Genomic DNA, 16,318 nt, shown 5'->3' on the forward strand with positions numbered 1-16,318 from the left:
GAAGAATGACCGCCACGCCTCCGAGTTCTTGCGGATGATTTGCTGGGCAACTGAACTGCTGAGGATGCCTTTGTATTTGCCCTCGAGAGTGCCGGTATCGGCGTCCCAGATGTTTTCGTCGTCTTCGAGGAATTTTTGGCGGCGAGCGTAGTTTGTCTCGTTCCAGAGACTCGCAGAAGCATCCAACCAGCGAACGAACACCTCACGCTCTTTCTCGGAGCGCGGGCGGACGTTGAACTGGTTGGCTCGCTTCATAATTCATTTGTACGAGCTGTTGGTTTGTGAATGTATAGATTGGCGTTGGAGACTCGGGTTGGCTATCGCTGGGTGATTGTGAAGTAATTTGTCGGATTCATCCCCGCGCTAAAGCACGGGGCTTTCTCCTCAATTCTCCGTAAGGCCGCTTCCGCTCTCCTCACGACCCACCCCCGGTCAGACTTATCTATGTGTTCGTGGTCGGGAGGTCCATGAGTGATACGAGCACAGGTGGCGATGTCGAACCGGACCACGACCACGAAGACCACCACGAGGGACCCGGCTACGCGACGCCACAAGCGGCCATCGAGGAGGGGGAACGCGAGAAACTGGCCTACGTGATGAGCCTCTACGTCGGCACCGATGTCGACGCGTCGGACTTCGTGGCGGTCGTCGACCTCGATCCCGACTCCGAGACCTACTGCGAGATCGTCGACCGCATCGAGATGCCGAACCGCGGCGACGAACTCCACCACTTCGGGTGGAACGCCTGTTCGTCGTCGTGTCACATGGACGGCCTCGAGCGGAGACACCTGATCGTGCCCGGGCAGCGCTCCTCGCGGATCCACGTGATCGACGCGGCGGACCGACGGAACCCGGAACTCGAGACGGTCATCGAACCCGAGGAGGTTTTCGAGTACGACCTCTCGGCACCACACACCGTCCACTGCATCCCGGACGGGGAGATCCTGATCAGCATGCTCGGCGACGCCGACGGCGAGTTGCCGGGCGGCTTCCTCGAGCTAAACGACGACTTCGAGATCGAGGGGCGCTGGGAGCCGCCGGGCGAAATCGAGATGAACTACGACTACTGGTACCAGCCGCGCCAGAACGTAATGGTCTCGAGCGAGTGGGCCGCCCCCAAAACGTACTACCCCGGCTTCGACCTCGACGACGTCGAGGAAGGGAACTACGGCCAGAAGCTCCACTTCTGGGACTGGGAAGCCGGCACCGTCGAGCAGACGATCGACCTCGGCGAGGAGGGGCTGATTCCCCTCGAGGTGCGCTTTCTCCACACGCCCGAATCGACCCACGGATTCGTCGGGGCCGCGCTCTCGTCGAATATCTTCCACTTCTGGCGAGACGAGAACGCGGACGATGGGGACGAAAAATACCGCGCCGAGAAGGCCATCGACTTCGAGAGTCGAGACCACGAAGACTGGGACATGCCCGTTCCCGGGCTGACCACCGACATCCTGATCTCGATGGACGACCGCTACCTGTTCGGCTCGAACTGGCTCCACGGCGAGGTCTGGATGTACGACATCTCCGACCCGGCGAACCCGCGACGGGCCGACTCGCTCTCGGTCGGGGGCACCTTCGGCGAGGTCCAGGAAGTCCAGGGCCGCGACCTGTCCGCGGGGCCGCAGATGCTCCAACTCTCGCTGGACGGCGAACGGCTCTACTGGACCACCTCGCTGTTCTCCTCGTGGGACGAGCAGTTCTACCCCGAGGAGGGGGAGCAGGGCTCCGTGATGCTGAAAGCCGATATCGATCCTCGCAAGGGGACGATGGAACTCGACGAGGACTTCCTCGTCGACTGGGGCGAGTGCCCGGCGGGACCGGCCCGCGCCCACGAGATCCGCTGGCCCGACGGCGACTGCACGAGCGACGTCTGGCAGTGATCAGATGGCGAACCAGCAACACGACGTGACCCTCGAGTGGCCCGACGCCGACCGCGAGACGCGGACCATCGCGGTCGGCGAAGACGAGACGGTCCTCGAGGCCGCGGAACGGGCCGATATCGCCCTCCCGTTCGGCTGTCGGACCGGCGCGTGCGGGACCTGTGCGGGGCGGCTGCTCGGCCGTGCGGAATCGGCACCGACGGCCAGTGCGACCGAACCCAGCGGAGGCGACATCGAAAACGCGTTTTCCGCCCGTCGTCGGCCGCGGGCGCTGAAGGAGCGCCATCGGGAAGACGGCTACGTACTGCTGTGTATCGCCACCCCGCGGACCGACTGTCGGGTCGCGGTCGGCTCGAGCATCCACGCCGAACTGGTCGACAACCCGTGGAAGTGACGCTCGGAGCCCGCTCCGCGGTCAATACCATTAACGGGGGTGAACGGCTACCCTCGAGCAATGCCAGTCGCCGACGAAAACGAGGACAACCCGTATCTCCGGGATCCGCCGACCGATTTCGCCCCGCTCGAGGAGCTCTCGGCGGACGAAGCCGAACGGCAGGTCGAACTGCTCCGGGAGGCGATCCGCGAGCACGACCGCCGGTACTACGTCGAGAGCGAACCGCTCATTGCCGACCGCACGTACGACGCGCTGTTCGCCCGACTGCGCGACCTCGAGGCGGAATTCGATCTCACCCATCCCGACAGCCCCACGCGAAGCGTCGGCGGCGAGCCCATCGAAGCGTTCGACACGGTCGAGCACGTCGCCCCGATGCTCTCGATCGATAACAGCGGCGAGGAAGACGCCGTCCGGGAGTTCGACGAGCGAGTGCGCCGCGAAGTGGGTGAGGTCCAGTACGTCTGTGAACCCAAGTTCGACGGCGTCTCCATGGAGTTCGTCTACGAGGACGGCAGCTTAGCGCGGGCGGTTACCCGCGGCGACGGACGCGAGGGCGACGACGTGACCCGCAACGCTCGGACCATCGGCTCGGTGCCCCAGCAACTCCACGGCGAGTACCCCGAGACCCTCGCAGTGCGAGGCGAGGTCTACATGCCGAAAGACGAGTTCCAAAAACACAACCGCGAGCGCATCGAGCGCGGCGAGGAGCCCTTCGCGAATCCGCGAAACGCGACCGCCGGCACGATCCGCCGGCTCGACCCCGCGGTCGTCGCCGAGCGCCCGCTCGCGGTCTTCTACTTCGACGTGCTCGCGGCCAGCGACCTCGAGGACACCCATCGGGACGAACTCGAGCGCTTCCCCGAGTTCGGACTGCGGACGAACGACCGCGTCGAGGTGGTCGACGACATCGAGGGCGCGATCGACTACCGCAATCGCCTGCTCGAGATCCGCGACGGACTGGACTACGAGATCGACGGCGTCGTAATCAAGGTCGACGATCGAGAGGCCCGGGAGGAACTCGGGCGAACGGCGCGCCACGATCGCTGGGCGTTCGCCTACAAGTTCCCCGCCCGCGCGGAGGTCACCCCGATCGCCGACGTCGCGGTCCAGGTCGGCCGGACGGGGCGGCTGACCCCCGTCGCACTGCTCGAGCCGGTCGACGTCGGCGGCGTCACCGTCTCGCGGGCAAGCCTGCACAACCCCGAGGAAATCGAAGCGAAAAACGTCAACGTCGGCGACACCGTCCGCGTGCAGCGGGCGGGCGACGTGATCCCATACGTCGAGGAAGTCGTCGAGAAGGGCAGCGAGGGCCACTACGAACTACCCGAAACGTGTCCCGTCTGCGACAGCCCCGTCGAGCGCGACGGCCCGATGGCGTTCTGTACCGGCGGCCTCGGCTGCGACGCGCAACTCCGGCGCTCGATCGAGTACTACGCGGGCGATGACGGCCTCGACCTCGAGGGCCTGGGCGAGAAGAGCGTCCGCCAACTAGTCGACGCCGGCCTGCTCGAGACCGTCGCGGACCTCTACGAACTCGAGCGCGAGAACCTCACCGACCTCGAGGGCTGGGGCGAGCAAAGCGCCGAGAACCTGCTCGCGGAGATCGACGCCAGCCGCGAGCCGCCCCTGCCCGACTTTCTCTCCGCGCTTGGCATCCCCCACGTCGGCCCGACGACGGCCCGCGAACTCGCCCGCGAGTTCGGTACCTTCGCGGAGTTCCGCGAGGCCGCCGAGGACGAGCCCGACTGCCTCGAGGGCGTCGACGATGTCGGCGAGACCGTCGCCGAGACGATCCACGAGTTTTTTGCGAGCGAGGCCAACGCCGCCGTGGTCGACGACGTGCTCGAGCACGTCTCCCCGCAGGAAGTGACGGTCGACGCCGACACCGGCGGCGAACTCGAGGGGCTCACGTTCGTCTTCACCGGCTCGCTCGCCGAGATGACCAGAGGTGAGGCCCAAGAACTCGTCGAAGCCCACGGCGCGAACGCGACCGGCAGCGTCTCGGGGAACACGAATTACCTCGTCGCCGGCGAGAACCCGGGCGCGACGAAACAACAGGATGCGGAAGACAACGACGTGCCGATCCTCGAGGAGGGAGAGTTTCGGGCGCTGCTCGAGGAGGAGGGAGTCGCCCTCGAGTAGCGAGTATCGGGCGAATCGGGACAGCTGGAGCCGTGGCGACAGTTCGACAGCGCGGGAGACAGTTCAGCCGCCCGGAAACAGTTCAGCGGCCCGAATTACAACTCGAGCGTGTAGACCGCCTCGGGGTAGTAGTCGCCGTCGATCTCGACCTCGCCCTCGTCGGTTTGTTCGAAGCCGAGCCCCTCGTAGAAGGTGCGGCTGGCGTCGTTGAACGCGAAGTCGATCGACCGAATCCGGTCGACGTCGTAGGACTCGATCTCGGCGATCAGTCGCTCGTGGAGTTGCGAGCCGATCCCCTCGCCCTGCCGGTCCGGGTGAACGTACATCCGAAGAATGTCCGCTTTGTCGCCCTGTGCGACCGCGTGGGTGAAGCCGACGACCTCGCTATCTTCCTCCGCGACGAGAACGATCGTTCCCGGTGCCTCGAGCGGCATCGAGTCGTCGGTGTACCAGTCGTCGACGGTCCGATCGATCGTCTCGGCCTCGAGTTCGTCGTAGGTGTCGTGCCACGTCGCGCGAGCGACGGCCGTGATCGCCTCGAAGTCGTCGGTCGTGGCGGATCGAACGTGCATACGTCATTATCGAACGTGGAACATAAATAGCCCGTTGCTCAGACGGCCGATTAGTCGGCGATGAGCGCACCGCGGCCGACGACGAGCGGGACAGGCCCGTCCTGACTCACTCGCGAACGTCGAATCCCCGATCCCGGAGCAGGTCCGGAACGCGGTCACGGTGGTCGCCCTGCAGTTCGATCCGGCCGTCGTCGACCGTGCCGCCCGTCCCGATCGAACTCTTTAGCTCCGAGGCGGTCGATTCGACCTCCGATTGCGTGAGGTCGAACCCCTCGATGATCGTCACCGGTTTGTCGTACCGGCGGCTTTCGGTCCGGATCGATACCACCTGCTGGGAGGTCTCGAGGTCGCCCTGACTGTCGAGTTCGTCAAGTAAATCGTCGAGGTCGTCATCCTCTGCCATAGTCACACATGGATCAGGGCGGGGGATAGCCCTGTCCTTGCCTTCGCAACGGTCGCATTACGCACCGGCTTCAACGGCGCATCGAGAACCGGTCGCTCGAGAGTCGGACTAGTGCCCGCTATTGCGATGGCGCGCGCTGTGTTGCGGTTCGCCGAGGGCGAACCGCAGAACAAAGCCGTGCGAGGGATGAGCGAACGAACCGTGTGAGTGAGCGTTAGCTCGGGACCGCAGGTCCCGCGAACCATCCGAACGGGGCGGAGCGCCGTACGGAGAAATCGGCTGGGGAGGACGTGGCGATTCCCTGTTGCCAGCATGAGCAGGACACATCGTTCCGTCTCGGTATCGATTGCGAACGCTGATTCAATGGCTGTTAGAGCCTCGATTTGATGGTTTCGGCCGTCTTCTCGCCGACTCCCTCGACGCTCTCGAGGTCGGCCAGACTCGCCTCCCGAACGTTCTCGACGCTGCCGAAGCGCCCGAGCAGCCGCTTTCGCGTCTCGGGGCCGACCCCCTGTACGTCGTCGAGGACCGTTTTGACCTCGTCCCGGACCGTCTGGTGGTACTGCACGGCAAAGCGGTGGGACTCGTCGCGCACGCGCTGGAGGAGGTGCAGGTGCGGCGCGTCGCTTGGCCACGAGAACGTCCGCCGGGGCGTGACCACCCGCTCCTCGGCTTTCGCCAGCGCAACCGCCGGCACGTCCCAGTCGACCGCTGACAGCGCGTCTCGAGCCGCCCCGAGTTGGCCCTCGCCGCCGTCGATCAGGAGCAGGTCGGGGTCCGGCCGGTCGTCCCGGTCCTCGACGGCGCGGCGGGCGCGCCACTCGAGTAAGGCGTGCATATTGTCGTAATCATCGTTCTGATCGGTCAGCTTCTTCCGCCGATAGTCGGCCTTCTCGGCGCTGCCGTCGACGAAGGTGACGTTGCTCCCGACCGCCGCTTTCCCCTGTGCGTGGCTCACGTCGAAGCCCTCGATCCGCCGGGCCGACTCGATCTCGAGGGCGTCCGCGAGCATGCCACACTCGTCGCGCCGACCAACGTTGCGCCGGGCGTTCTTCAGCGCGAGTTCGACGAGTTTGGCCTCCCGGCCCGCGCCCGGCACGCGGACCGAGACGCCCTCGGCCTCGAGCCACGCGGCGACCTCCTCGTCGCCGTGGCGCTCGGGCAGGAGCAGGGCGTCGGGGAGGTCGCGTTCGGCGTAGTACTGGACGATGAAGGCCGCGAGGACGGCTGGGACACCGTCCGCTTCGCCGCCGACGCCGCCTTCGGAGCCGGGGGCCTCGAGCGTGTATCGGTCCCGATCGACCAGTTTGCCGTCCTCGGCGCGGAGTCGGGCGACGGTCGCGTCCTCGCCCTCGATCGCCACGCCGAGGACGTCGACACCCTGCTCGTCGCCGACCGATTGGACCGCCTCGCCGCCCTCCCCGTGGAACGCCGCGACGGTCTCGAGGCGGTCCCGCAGGTTCGCCGCGCGCTCGAAGTTCTGTTCCTCCGCAGCAGCCTCCATCTCGCGGCGCAGCGGGTCCGCGAGGATCCCCGTCTCGCCCTCGAGGAAGCGCTCGACGGCGGTGACGTCCTCGCCGTAGCTCTCGAGGTCGATCTCGCGGGTGCAGGGGGCGGTACAGAGCCCCATTTCGTAATCCAGACACGGCCGCTCTCGGCCGGCGTACTTGTGATCCGAACAGCCCCGGACGCCGTAGCTCTCCCGCAGGGCTTTGACGACCGTTTCGACCTGTTTCTTGCTGGTGTAGGGACCGAACACGGTCGCCGACTCGTCGGGATCGCGGGTGACCTCGATCCGCGGCGCGTCGTGGTTCGTCAGCTGCACCATCGGATACGATTTGTCGTCTTTGAGCCGGACGTTGTATCGGGGCTGGTGGCGCTTGATCAGGTTGGCCTCGAGCAGCAACGCCTGCGTCTCGGTATCGGTGACGGCGATCTCGATGTCGTCGGCGCGGTCGACCATCCGCCGGATCCGCGCGCTGCGGGGGTCGGCGTAGGACCGCACCCGATCGCGGAGATCGACCGCCTTCCCGACGTAGAGCGTGGTGTCTCCCTCGCGGAACTGGTAGACACCGGGCTCTCGCGGCAACGACCCGGCCCGCTCGCGAACCCCGTCGGCGTTCATCGGCGGCCCTACGGAGTCAGGAGGTTTCAGCCTGACTCCTCGGCACCGCCGGACCACTGGGCGGTCGGGGCTCGTCTCCGCGCCGACGCCGGCCGCTCAGTCACTCGCCGCCGGGTCGTCGCCCACCGCTCGATCGCGTCCGTCGTCATTGTTCCTACTGTCGCGTTCGTCACCGTCGACCTCCTCAAGCGCAGCCCCGTCTCCCGGTCGAATCGCGCGCTCGAGGGCGGCAACGGCATCGGCCTCGAGATCCGCGTCGCTGACGGCGAACGCGAGGTCGTCCCCGCCATGGACCCTGCAGACGAGCCGACGCGAGCGCGATCGCACGTACCGGACAACGAGAGCGAGCGCGACGACGAACGCGGCAATGCCGCTCAGGAGCACGCCCCACTCCACCACCGTGAGTGCGGTTTCGAGGAACTCGAGGGCGGATTCGACGGCGCTCGCGAGCTGCGTTGCGCCCGGTGCCGAGTCGCGCCAGTCGAGATCGATCCCCGGAATCAGCGTCGCGAAGCTGACGTCCGTTGTCAGTTGAACCAGTCCGATGCCGATGAATGCGGCGACGAATCCGAGACAGAGGTCACGCAGCCGGTGCTCGGTCTCGATGGTGATGGTCCCGACGTTCGGCCGGTCGACGTGGCGAACGGTCGGCCCGCTCGAGCCGGCCGGGAACGCGAACACGCGCTGGTTCGTGACGACGACCGTCGCGCCCGCGAGGTCGGCCCGGTGTTCGATCGTCTCTCCGTCGTGGCATAGTTCGTCGACGTGCTCGCGCCACTGGGCGACGCGTTCGCTCCGGGAGTCGGCCATGAGTACTCGTTGTCCTCGCTCCGACGCCGACCACCAAGTACGTCGGGGCCCGTTCCCGCGAGTAGGCCCAGCCTTCCGATCGCGCCGACTCGGTACATTCTCGGTGGTCGACCCCGAACCAGTCGGTATGAGTGACTCGACGGTACAGTGCTGGCTCGTCGAACGGGAGATCGGGGATCGGGACTTCGTCACCCTCGTCTACGCGACGCCGGACGGCTCGCGCTATCAGCAACACGAGCGGTCGTCGACGGCGTTACGGACCGGGCCGACCGTCACCGCGGCGACCGAGATCCCCGAGGACGAGCTCGAGCCGGTGCCGGACGACGAGACCCAACAACGGTACGCCGAGGAGGTCGACCGAACCGCGGAGCGGTACGATCCGGACGATCCGATCTAACCGCGAGGCGGCGACTCGATCACTAGGGGCTCGGTACCGTGGCCCCCGATCGACGGGGCACCGACCGGGAGGAAACCGATGCTTTCAGCTGCAGTATTGATGTCAAAAACCTTATCGGGCAACGCTGTGTCCACACGCACATGCCCGCTATTACAGTCGACAACCTGACCAAGTCCTTCGGTCAGACCGTCGCACTCGAGGAGCTCTCCTTCCAAGTCGAGGAAGGCGAGGTGTTCGGCTTCCTCGGTCCCAACGGTGCCGGCAAGTCGACGACGATCAACATCATCCTCGATTTCGCCCGCCCGACCGCGGGCGAGGTCAGCGTCCTCGGTATGGACGCCCAACAGTACAGCCGGGATATCCGACAACGGACCGGCGTCCTCCCCGAGGGCGTCAAGACCTACGACCGGCTGACCGCCCGCCAACACCTCCAGTTCGCGATCGACTCCAAAAACGCCGACGCGGACCCCGAAGCCCTACTCGAGCGCGTCGGCCTGGTCGACGCGATCGACAAGAAAGCCGGCGGCTACTCGAAAGGGATGGCCCAGCGGCTCATGCTCGCGATGGCACTGGTCGGCGAACCCGACCTACTGATTCTGGACGAACCCTCCACCGGGCTCGACCCGAACGGGGCCCGCGAGATGCGCGACATCGTCCGCGAGGAGAACGAACGGGGCGCGACCGTCTTCTTCTCGAGTCACATCATGGAGCAGGTCGAGGCGGTCTGTGACCGCGTCGGCATCCTCCGCGACGGCGAGATGGTCGCCGTCGACTCCGTCGAGGGCCTGCGCGACTCCGTCGAGGGCGGCACGACGCTGCGGGTTACCGTCGACCGGATCGACGACGACGCCCTGCAGGCGATCCGCTCGCTGCCCGACGTGACCAACGCCACCGTCGAGAGTCAGGACCCACCGACGGTCGTCGTCGGCGTCGAGGGCTCGAAGACCGCCGTACTCTCCGCGCTCGAGGACCGCGGCATCGAGGTCCAGGACTTCTCGACGACCGAGGCGTCGCTCGACGACGTCTTCCAGTCGTACACCACGGACACGGGGGTGCACGCGCGATGAGCACCGAAACCGGCGCGTCCGATTCGACGGGCGGCTCGGCCTCGAGTTCGGTCAACCTCGAGAGCGTGCGCGCGGTCGCGAAGAAGGACTTTCAGGACTCGATCCGCTCGTGGCTGTTCTGGGGGCTGAGCGTGTTCTTTTTCACCCTCATGGCCGCCTTGGCCGGCTTCCTCTCGTGGGCGAATCCGGACGATCTCACGACGATCGGCTTCATCTCGCTCGTCAGTCAGGTGTGTAAGCTCGTCATCCCGCTGATCGCGCTCATGCTCGGCTGGAAGTCCATCGCCGGCGAACGCGAAACGGGGAGCATCAAGGTCTTGCTGTCGCTGCCCCACTCGCGGCGAGACGTTCTCATCGGCAAGCTGCTGGGACGGACGGCGGTGCTCACCCTATCGTTGATCATTGGCTTTCTCATCGGCATGGTCGCCGTCGCGGTCGCCGTCTCGGAGTTCTCCTTCCCGGCGTACATCGCCTTCCTGGCCATGACGATCGTCTACGGGCTCGCGTACATGAGCATCGCCGTCTCGCTCTCGTCGCTGACCCGGTCGACGACGATGGCCGGCGCGGCGATGTTCGGCGTCTTCGTCCTATTCTACATCGTCTGGAACTCGATCCAGAGCGCGCTGGGGCTCCTGATGAACCGGGGGTACATCGAGGGTGTCGACTACACGGCGACGAACTTCGCCGGACAGCAAGTCGAGCGGACCCGACTGCCCGACTGGGCGCAGTTCATCAATATGGTCGACCCCGGCAACGCCTACCAGAACACGATCACCCTGTTCAGTTCCCTCTCGAGCGATTCGATCGGGACGACGTTCAACGAGGCCGCGTTCCCGAACGGCTTCCCGTTCTTCCTGCAGGACTGGTTCTCCGGGATCATCCTGTTGTTCTGGATCGTCGTGCCGCTGGCCGTCGCGGTCTACCGATTCGACCGCGTCGACATCTGATCGGCACGACACTCGCAGAACGGCGACTCGTTTTCCGGCGCGGGATTCGTTTACGGTGGTGGCCGTGGGACGTGGGGTATGGCCGACTGCATCTTCTACGGCGGCAAGGGCGGCGTCGGCAAGACCACCTGTGCGGCCGCGACCGGTCTCTCGCTGGCCGCCGCCGGGCGAGAGACGTTGGTCGTCTCGACCGACCCGGCCCACTCGCTTGCGGACTCGCTCGAGGCCGAGATCGGCCCGGAGCCGACCGAACTGAAGGGGCCGCTCGAGGCGGTCGACGGGGGCGACGCAGACCGTTCGGATGGCCTCTGGGCCGTCGAAATCGATCCCGAGACCCAACGAGCGCGCTACGAGAAACTGGCGCGGGCGCTAGCCGCGGACCTCCGCAGCGCCGGGATCAGTCTCTCGGACGAGGAAGTCGAGCGACTCTTCGCGACCGGTGCGCCGGCCGGCAGCGACGAGATCGCGGCACTCGATCTGCTGGTCGAGTATGTCGACTCGGGCCGGTGGGACACCGTCGTCTTTGACACTGCACCGACGGGCCACACCCTGCGGCTGTTCGATACGCCCGAGGTGATGGGACTGGCACTCGAGACGGCACACTCGCTTCGCGGGCAGGCAAAGCGGATCGGCAACGCGGCCCGGACGGCAGTGCTCGGCCCGATGTCGATGATGACCGGCGACAGCGACGACGAAGACGAGAGTCTCGCGGCGTTTCGGGACCGCCTCGAGCGCGCACGCGACCTGCTCGTCGATCCCGAGCGAACCGAGTTTCGCGTCGTACTCGTCCCGGAGTCGATGGCCATCGCGGAGACCGAACGCCTCGTCGAGCGGCTGCGCGAGGCGGGCGTGCCGGTCAAACGACTGGTCGTCAACCGCGTGCTCGAGGACCCCCACGACGGCTGTCCGCGCTGTCGATCGCGGCGGGACCGCCACGAGGAGCGGCTGGCGGAGATTCAAGCGGCGTTTCCGGATCTCGACGTCGCGACGCTGCCGGACCTCGAGGGAGAAGTGCAGGGACGCGAGTCGCTCGCGGTGATCGCCCGGCGGCTGCCGGACTGAGCGGTCGCAGCAGGCGTGCCCCGGAATTATTGTGGAGGCCGTGCTATGGTCTAGTATGGCGCGCTCGCTCGGTCGCAACTCGTCCCCGCTCGTCACGGCGATCGGCCTCGCCGTCGCGCTCGTCGCAATCGTCGGCACGCAGGTCCTCGGCTGGGAGTGGGGCTCCGGACAGCTCCTCCCGACGATCATCGGCGTCGCGGCCGCCGTGGTCGCCGTCTTCGTCTTCCTCGATCGCACCTGAACGCGATCGCGGGGGCAGTGACTCGAGTCCGGTTTGCCGGTTCGCGTCGCGGGTCCGCAGTGACACCTAACTGAGACGGTGTAACCACTTTGGCACTCGCTCTCGTAGCGCGTGGTATGCATATCAGACCGGCGACCAGCGACGACCGCGACCGGATCAGGGCCGTCGCCCGCGAGACGTGGCACGAGACCTACGACGAACTCGACGCCGAGACGATCGACGACACCATCGACGAGTGGTACGGCGACGAGGCGCTCGAGACGGCGCTGTCGAAGCCGGGCACCGCCTTCCTCGTCGGGATAAAGGATGACGAAATCGTCGGCTTCACTCACGGCGTCGTCTCCGAGGACGAGGGAGACGTGCTCCGGATGTCCGTCCACCCCGACCATCAGGGTGAGGGGATCGGCACGGCGCTGTACGAGCGGCTGCGCGAGGACTTACGGGACTTCAACATGGAGCGGATGCGCGCGATCGACCTCGCCTCGAACGACGGCGGCCGGGAGTTCTACGAGGAACACGGGTTCGAACTGACCGACGAGGACGACGTCGAGATCGGCGGCGAGCGCCGACGGGAAGTGGTCTACACGCTCGAGTTGTAAGCCGATCCGGCCTCGAGTGCGAGTCGGCGTCGGCGATCGCCCGACCGCTCGATCTGACCTTGCAAATGCATCGCAGGGTGGCAAGTGAGCGCCCGGTGAGTTCCACTGTAGCACGATGGGGACGAAAACGCCCAGCGAGGCCGACATCTTGCGGCCGATCGGACAGGTATCGAGAACGTATTTCATACTGGTCGCGGTCGCGGGACTGGCCTTCGTCGCCTTCCTGATCGGCTGGGCCTTCCAGTTACAGCGGGGGCTGGCCGTCACCGGCCTCGGCGACTGGGGGAGCGGGGGCGGCGCGACGTGGGGGGTCTACATCGGCGCGTTCATCTGGTGGGTCGGGATCGCCCACGGCGGGATCATCCTCTCGGCCGCGGTCCGCCTGCTGGGTATGGACCGCTACATGCCCATCGCGCGACTCGCCGAGTTGCTGACCATCGCCGGGCTCTCCGCGGCCGGCTTCTACATCATCGTCCACCTCGGCCGGCCGGACCGAATGGTGACGAGCGTCCTCGGCCATTACCACATCACGGTCCACAACTCGCCGCTGGTGTGGGACGTGACCGTCATCACGGCCTACTTCGTCCTGACGGCGACCTATCTCTCGCTTACCCTCCGGTACGACATCAGCCGGCTGCGCGAGCAGCTCCCGGATCGACTCGATCCGCTCTACAGCTTCATGACGATCGGCTACACCGAGAGAGAAGACGCGGTCGTCGAGCGGATGGTCTGGTGGCTCGCGCTCGCGATCATCATCATGGCCCCGCTGTTGCTCCACGGCGGCGTGATTCCGTGGCTGTTCGCCGTGATTCCGACGATGCCGACGTGGTTCGGCGGCGTGCAGGGGCCGCAGTTTCTCACCATCGCGCTGACCTCGGCGATCAGCGGCGTGATACTCCTCTCCTTTGCGTTCCGCCGCGCTTACAGCTGGGAACACATCATCACCGACGACATCTTCCGCGGATTGCTCCTCTGGCTCGGCTTCTTCTGTCTGCTTTTCCTGTGGCTCCAGCTCCAGCAGAACGTCACCGGGCTGTTCACGGCTCCCGTCGACCTCACGACTGCTGCGTTCGCCAGAGCCACCACCCCACTCTACATCTTCGCGATGAGTCTGGTCTTCGTCGTGCTCGCCTACATCTTCGCCCAATCGATCCGTCCGGAACTGTTCACCAAACGACGGGCCGCGATCGCCGGGATCGCAGTGCTGACCGCGACGATCATCGAGAAGGTCCTGTTCGTCGTCGAGGGCTTCCTGCACCCGACGTTCGACATCTACCACGCGACCCCCGGCGTCTACATCCCGAGCCTGATCGAGATCCTGTCGATTATCGGCACGATCGGCATGGTCGGGCTCTTCTTCCTCACCGTCGCTAAAGTGTTCCCTGTCGTCGAACTCCACGCGATCGAGCACCTGCGGGACGATCACGACTAGCGATGTGACACGGTGCTATCGCCGCGTTTTCTCCCGTTTCACCGCCCGGTAGTCGAGCAGGTCCGTCGTCGGTCTCGCCGCAGGCGAACGGCTAACGCCGTGTGAGCGCTCCGCCGACGGTTCCCCCGAAAGACCGCCGCCACCAGCAACTATTTATTCTACACTGCTAAAATTCTATTTAGAGATGTCTAATCTTCGAGCTACGAACTCGCAGCCCGCGAGTGAGCGGCTATGAACGAGCTTCTAACGGTTCTCCTCGAGTCACTGCGGGACGGGTACGTGCAGGTGAGTGCGTTCGTCGCCGTGACGGTGCTCGCGTTCGGCTTGCTCCAGTACTGGACCGACGGAGCCGTGATCGGGGCGATCGAGGACAACGAGCGACTGCAGGTGCTGTTCGGCGGCCTGCTCGGACTCACGCCCGGCTGTGGCGGTGCGATCGTCGTCATGCCGCTGTACCTCCGCGGCACCGTCAGTTTCGGCACCGTCGTCGCGACACTCGGTGCGACCGCGGGCGATTCGGCCTTCGTCATCCTCGCGCTCGCGCCCGAAGCGGCGCTGTACGCCTACGCCATCGCGTTCGTCGCCTCGGTCGCGACCGGCTACCTCGTCGATTCGGTCGGGCTGGGCGTCTCGAGAATCGACGACGCCGTCGCGCGCCTCTCGCCCGACGCGACGCCGGACGGCGGCACCGTGGTCAACGGCGGCGTCGGCCCGAACCCGACCCACGACTACGGCGGCCCGGCACCGACCCACGCCCACGAAACAGGGCCGGATCGCCACTCTCGAGTGCTCACCCCGCTCTCCCATCTGGCACACGTCGCGTGGTGGGGTATCGCCGTCGCCGGACTCGTTTTGGGTAGTCTCTACCTGCTGCGGGGCGGTCCCGAGGTGCCGCTCGCGCTCGGCGTCGGCTTCGAGGGCCTGTTCACCGTCGTCGGTATCGTCGGCTCCGCGCTGTCGCTGTACCTCTACGCGATCGGCCGCCACTACGTCGGCGAAGGGGAGATCGCCCGCGCTCGAGACTCCTTCGGCTCGGTCTACGACACGCTCACCCACGCGGCGATGGAGACGAGTTTCGTCACCGTCTGGGTGCTCGCGGCCTTCCTGCTCTACGAGTACGGCGTCCTCCTGACCGGGGTGAACGTCGCCAGCCTCGCCGCGGCGGCCGGCGTCCTCGCCCCGATCGGCGGTGCGGCCGTCGGACTGATCCCCGGCTGCGGCCCGCAGATCGTGCTGGCGAGTGTCTACGCCGGGGGCGAACTCCCCTTTTCCGCGCTCACCGCCAACGCGATCTGTCAGGACGGGGACGCCCTGTTTCCGCTGCTGGCCGTCGACGCCAAGGCGGCGATCGTCGCCTCGATCTACAACTTCCTGCCCGCCGTCGTCGTCGGCGTCGCGCTCCACTTCCTGTGGGGGCCGGTCTTCGGGATGGCGGAGTACGGATTCGGCGTGTTGTGACCGACCGTGAGTAACGGCAGGTCACCGATGTTCTTCGCACTCCGGAACTGAGAAGCCGGCAAGCGGTGGCGCGCGCTGTCGGCTGGCTGAGCGCCAGCGAAGACAGCCGATGACACTGTGCGAGGCCTTCGTGAACACAGTGAACGAAGGCTTGTCAGCGCGTGCTCTGACAGTGGATGAGTGAGCGAACGGGGAGGAACGACCCGTAAGCGAACGAATCGGTTGGGGAGGGTGTGGGAATTCCGTGTTGCCACGATAGCAGAACGCTCACCGCGGCTCTTGGCATTTCTTCTGACCAGTGGTTGGTGATACGACTTCTTTATTGAGATCCAGATAGGAAACTGAAACGACTGATTCGGCAATCACAGATGCGTACTGACCGCAGAGAGTTCTGCCAGTTCGATAGGGTGTTTAACGGCCGTGCGAGATACAGAGCGTGTATGCAGTCGGTAGCCATAGATTGTAAGATAGCAGGTGGAGTAACTCTGCGAATTGACCCTACAATAATCAATAAGCCCGAAGGAGAAGATTAGTACAGAGAACGGCAACCCCAAGGGCTACCCGCCAATAAGAAAGTCAGGACGGAGGAAGCCGGATAGCAACAGAAGTAGGAGTACGAGAATTCCCGCGAAGCGGAGTATGCCCGCCGCCTGTCGCCGGTTCTCGGGGAGGGACTCGGCGATTCCGGACAGCGCACTTCCGACGATTAAAAATAGTATCCACAGAAATTTTCCAGCGTCGTCGACACTCCAAGCATACACGAACATGCACAAGAAGATGAGCGACGCG

16 protein-coding genes and 1 pseudogene are annotated in these 16,318 nt (G+C 65.7%); 11 read left to right on the plus strand and 6 right to left on the minus strand.

What is annotated here, in order from left to right; all coding sequences use genetic code 11:
* Positions 1-255, minus strand: a pseudogene (locus tag C489_RS13515) (IS200/IS605 family transposon protein TnpB); the annotation flags it as partial.
* 212 nt (positions 256-467) lie between these two features.
* Here C489_RS13515 and C489_RS13520 point away from each other — a divergent pair.
* From C489_RS13520 to ligA, 3 genes are read left to right on the plus strand one after another with little or no spacing between them, the layout of a single operon-like run.
* Positions 468-1,880 (plus strand): selenium-binding protein SBP56-related protein, encoded by a 1,413-nt coding sequence (locus tag C489_RS13520; RefSeq protein ID WP_006431860.1) that lies wholly within the window; start codon positions 468-470, stop codon positions 1,878-1,880.
* A gap of 4 nt (positions 1,881-1,884) precedes the next feature.
* Positions 1,885-2,274 carry a 2Fe-2S iron-sulfur cluster-binding protein gene (locus tag C489_RS13525; RefSeq protein WP_006431861.1) on the plus strand — a complete coding sequence of 130 codons (390 nt, stop codon included), beginning with the start codon at positions 1,885-1,887 and terminating at the stop codon, positions 2,272-2,274.
* Between the two features lie 60 nt (positions 2,275-2,334).
* Positions 2,335-4,416 (plus strand): NAD-dependent DNA ligase LigA, encoded by a 2,082-nt coding sequence (gene ligA / locus C489_RS13530; RefSeq protein ID WP_006431862.1) that lies wholly within the window; start codon positions 2,335-2,337, stop codon positions 4,414-4,416.
* A 95-nt stretch (positions 4,417-4,511) separates the two neighbouring features.
* On the opposite strand, the gene C489_RS13535 is transcribed toward ligA, so the two are convergent.
* The 4 genes from C489_RS13535 to C489_RS13550 all read right to left on the minus strand — a co-directional run bounded on the left by C489_RS13535 (position 4,512) and on the right by C489_RS13550 (position 8,326).
* Positions 4,512-4,988, minus strand: coding sequence for a GNAT family N-acetyltransferase (locus tag C489_RS13535; RefSeq protein ID WP_006431863.1), 477 nt, complete (start codon positions 4,986-4,988; stop codon positions 4,512-4,514).
* A 106-nt stretch (positions 4,989-5,094) separates the two neighbouring features.
* Entirely contained in the window at positions 5,095-5,391 is a 297-nt protein-coding gene (locus C489_RS13540) for an SUI1 family translation initiation factor (RefSeq protein ID WP_006431864.1), read from the minus strand.
* Positions 5,392-5,761: 370 nt separating this feature from the next.
* Positions 5,762-7,516 carry an excinuclease ABC subunit C gene (locus C489_RS13545; RefSeq protein ID WP_006431865.1) on the minus strand — a complete coding sequence of 585 codons (1,755 nt, stop codon included), beginning with the start codon at positions 7,514-7,516 and terminating at the stop codon, positions 5,762-5,764.
* A 96-nt stretch (positions 7,517-7,612) separates the two neighbouring features.
* Complete coding sequence (locus C489_RS13550) at positions 7,613-8,326, minus strand: hypothetical protein (RefSeq protein WP_006431866.1); 714 nt, start codon at positions 8,324-8,326, stop codon at positions 7,613-7,615.
* A 127-nt stretch (positions 8,327-8,453) separates the two neighbouring features.
* Here C489_RS13550 and C489_RS13555 point away from each other — a divergent pair, with 127 nt between their 5' ends.
* The 8 genes from C489_RS13555 to C489_RS13590 all read left to right on the plus strand — a co-directional run bounded on the left by C489_RS13555 (position 8,454) and on the right by C489_RS13590 (position 15,529).
* Positions 8,454-8,723, plus strand: a complete 270-nt coding sequence (locus C489_RS13555; protein ID WP_006431867.1) for a hypothetical protein — start codon at positions 8,454-8,456, stop codon at positions 8,721-8,723.
* Between the two features lie 140 nt (positions 8,724-8,863).
* Positions 8,864-9,790, plus strand: coding sequence for an ABC transporter ATP-binding protein (locus C489_RS13560; protein ID WP_006431868.1), 927 nt, complete (start codon positions 8,864-8,866; stop codon positions 9,788-9,790).
* On the plus strand, positions 9,787-10,737 hold the full coding sequence (locus C489_RS13565; RefSeq protein ID WP_006431869.1) for an ABC transporter permease: 951 nt from the start codon (positions 9,787-9,789) through the stop codon (positions 10,735-10,737). Before C489_RS13560 ends, C489_RS13565 begins: the two co-directional genes overlap by 4 nt.
* Positions 10,738-10,815: 78 nt before the next feature.
* Positions 10,816-11,799 carry an ArsA family ATPase gene (locus C489_RS13570; RefSeq protein ID WP_006431870.1) on the plus strand — a complete coding sequence of 328 codons (984 nt, stop codon included), beginning with the start codon at positions 10,816-10,818 and terminating at the stop codon, positions 11,797-11,799.
* Between the two features lie 55 nt (positions 11,800-11,854).
* The gene (locus tag C489_RS13575) at positions 11,855-12,040 is read left to right on the plus strand and encodes a hypothetical protein (RefSeq protein WP_006431871.1); all 186 of its coding nucleotides are present in this window, start codon (positions 11,855-11,857) and stop codon (positions 12,038-12,040) included.
* 116 nt (positions 12,041-12,156) lie between these two features.
* Positions 12,157-12,639 carry a GNAT family N-acetyltransferase gene (locus C489_RS13580; RefSeq protein WP_006431872.1) on the plus strand — a complete coding sequence of 161 codons (483 nt, stop codon included), beginning with the start codon at positions 12,157-12,159 and terminating at the stop codon, positions 12,637-12,639.
* Positions 12,640-12,754: 115 nt separating this feature from the next.
* Entirely contained in the window at positions 12,755-14,071 is a 1,317-nt protein-coding gene (gene nrfD / locus C489_RS13585; protein ID WP_006431873.1) for an NrfD/PsrC family molybdoenzyme membrane anchor subunit, read from the plus strand.
* Between the two features lie 231 nt (positions 14,072-14,302).
* The gene (locus C489_RS13590) at positions 14,303-15,529 is read left to right on the plus strand and encodes a putative manganese transporter (protein ID WP_006431874.1); all 1,227 of its coding nucleotides are present in this window, start codon (positions 14,303-14,305) and stop codon (positions 15,527-15,529) included.
* A gap of 557 nt (positions 15,530-16,086) precedes the next feature.
* Here the strand turns inward: C489_RS13590 and C489_RS22475 are convergent.
* A partial coding sequence (locus tag C489_RS22475; RefSeq protein WP_006431875.1) for a hypothetical protein occupies positions 16,087-16,318 on the minus strand: 232 nt, incomplete at its 5' end.

Source organism: Natrinema versiforme JCM 10478, from assembly GCF_000337195.1.
GTDB lineage: Archaea > Halobacteriota > Halobacteria > Halobacteriales > Natrialbaceae > Natrinema > Natrinema versiforme.

Coding starts and splice junctions, on each gene's coding strand:
- C489_RS13575 (WP_006431871.1), top strand. CDS start 11,855: ATGGCGCGCTCGCTCGGTCGCAACTCGTCCCCGCTCGTCACGGCGATC.
- C489_RS13535 (WP_006431863.1), bottom strand. CDS start 4,988: ATGCACGTTCGATCCGCCACGACCGACGACTTCGAGGCGATCACGGCC.
- C489_RS13545 (WP_006431865.1), bottom strand. CDS start 7,516: ATGAACGCCGACGGGGTTCGCGAGCGGGCCGGGTCGTTGCCGCGAGAG.
- nrfD (WP_006431873.1), top strand. CDS start 12,755: ATGGGGACGAAAACGCCCAGCGAGGCCGACATCTTGCGGCCGATCGGA.
- C489_RS13520 (WP_006431860.1), top strand. CDS start 468: ATGAGTGATACGAGCACAGGTGGCGATGTCGAACCGGACCACGACCAC.
- C489_RS13550 (WP_006431866.1), bottom strand. CDS start 8,326: ATGGCCGACTCCCGGAGCGAACGCGTCGCCCAGTGGCGCGAGCACGTC.
- C489_RS13590 (WP_006431874.1), top strand. CDS start 14,303: ATGAACGAGCTTCTAACGGTTCTCCTCGAGTCACTGCGGGACGGGTAC.
- C489_RS13555 (WP_006431867.1), top strand. CDS start 8,454: ATGAGTGACTCGACGGTACAGTGCTGGCTCGTCGAACGGGAGATCGGG.
- C489_RS13570 (WP_006431870.1), top strand. CDS start 10,816: ATGGCCGACTGCATCTTCTACGGCGGCAAGGGCGGCGTCGGCAAGACC.
- C489_RS13560 (WP_006431868.1), top strand. CDS start 8,864: ATGCCCGCTATTACAGTCGACAACCTGACCAAGTCCTTCGGTCAGACC.
- C489_RS13565 (WP_006431869.1), top strand. CDS start 9,787: ATGAGCACCGAAACCGGCGCGTCCGATTCGACGGGCGGCTCGGCCTCG.
- C489_RS13540 (WP_006431864.1), bottom strand. CDS start 5,391: ATGGCAGAGGATGACGACCTCGACGATTTACTTGACGAACTCGACAGT.
- C489_RS13525 (WP_006431861.1), top strand. CDS start 1,885: ATGGCGAACCAGCAACACGACGTGACCCTCGAGTGGCCCGACGCCGAC.
- ligA (WP_006431862.1), top strand. CDS start 2,335: ATGCCAGTCGCCGACGAAAACGAGGACAACCCGTATCTCCGGGATCCG.
- C489_RS13580 (WP_006431872.1), top strand. CDS start 12,157: ATGCATATCAGACCGGCGACCAGCGACGACCGCGACCGGATCAGGGCC.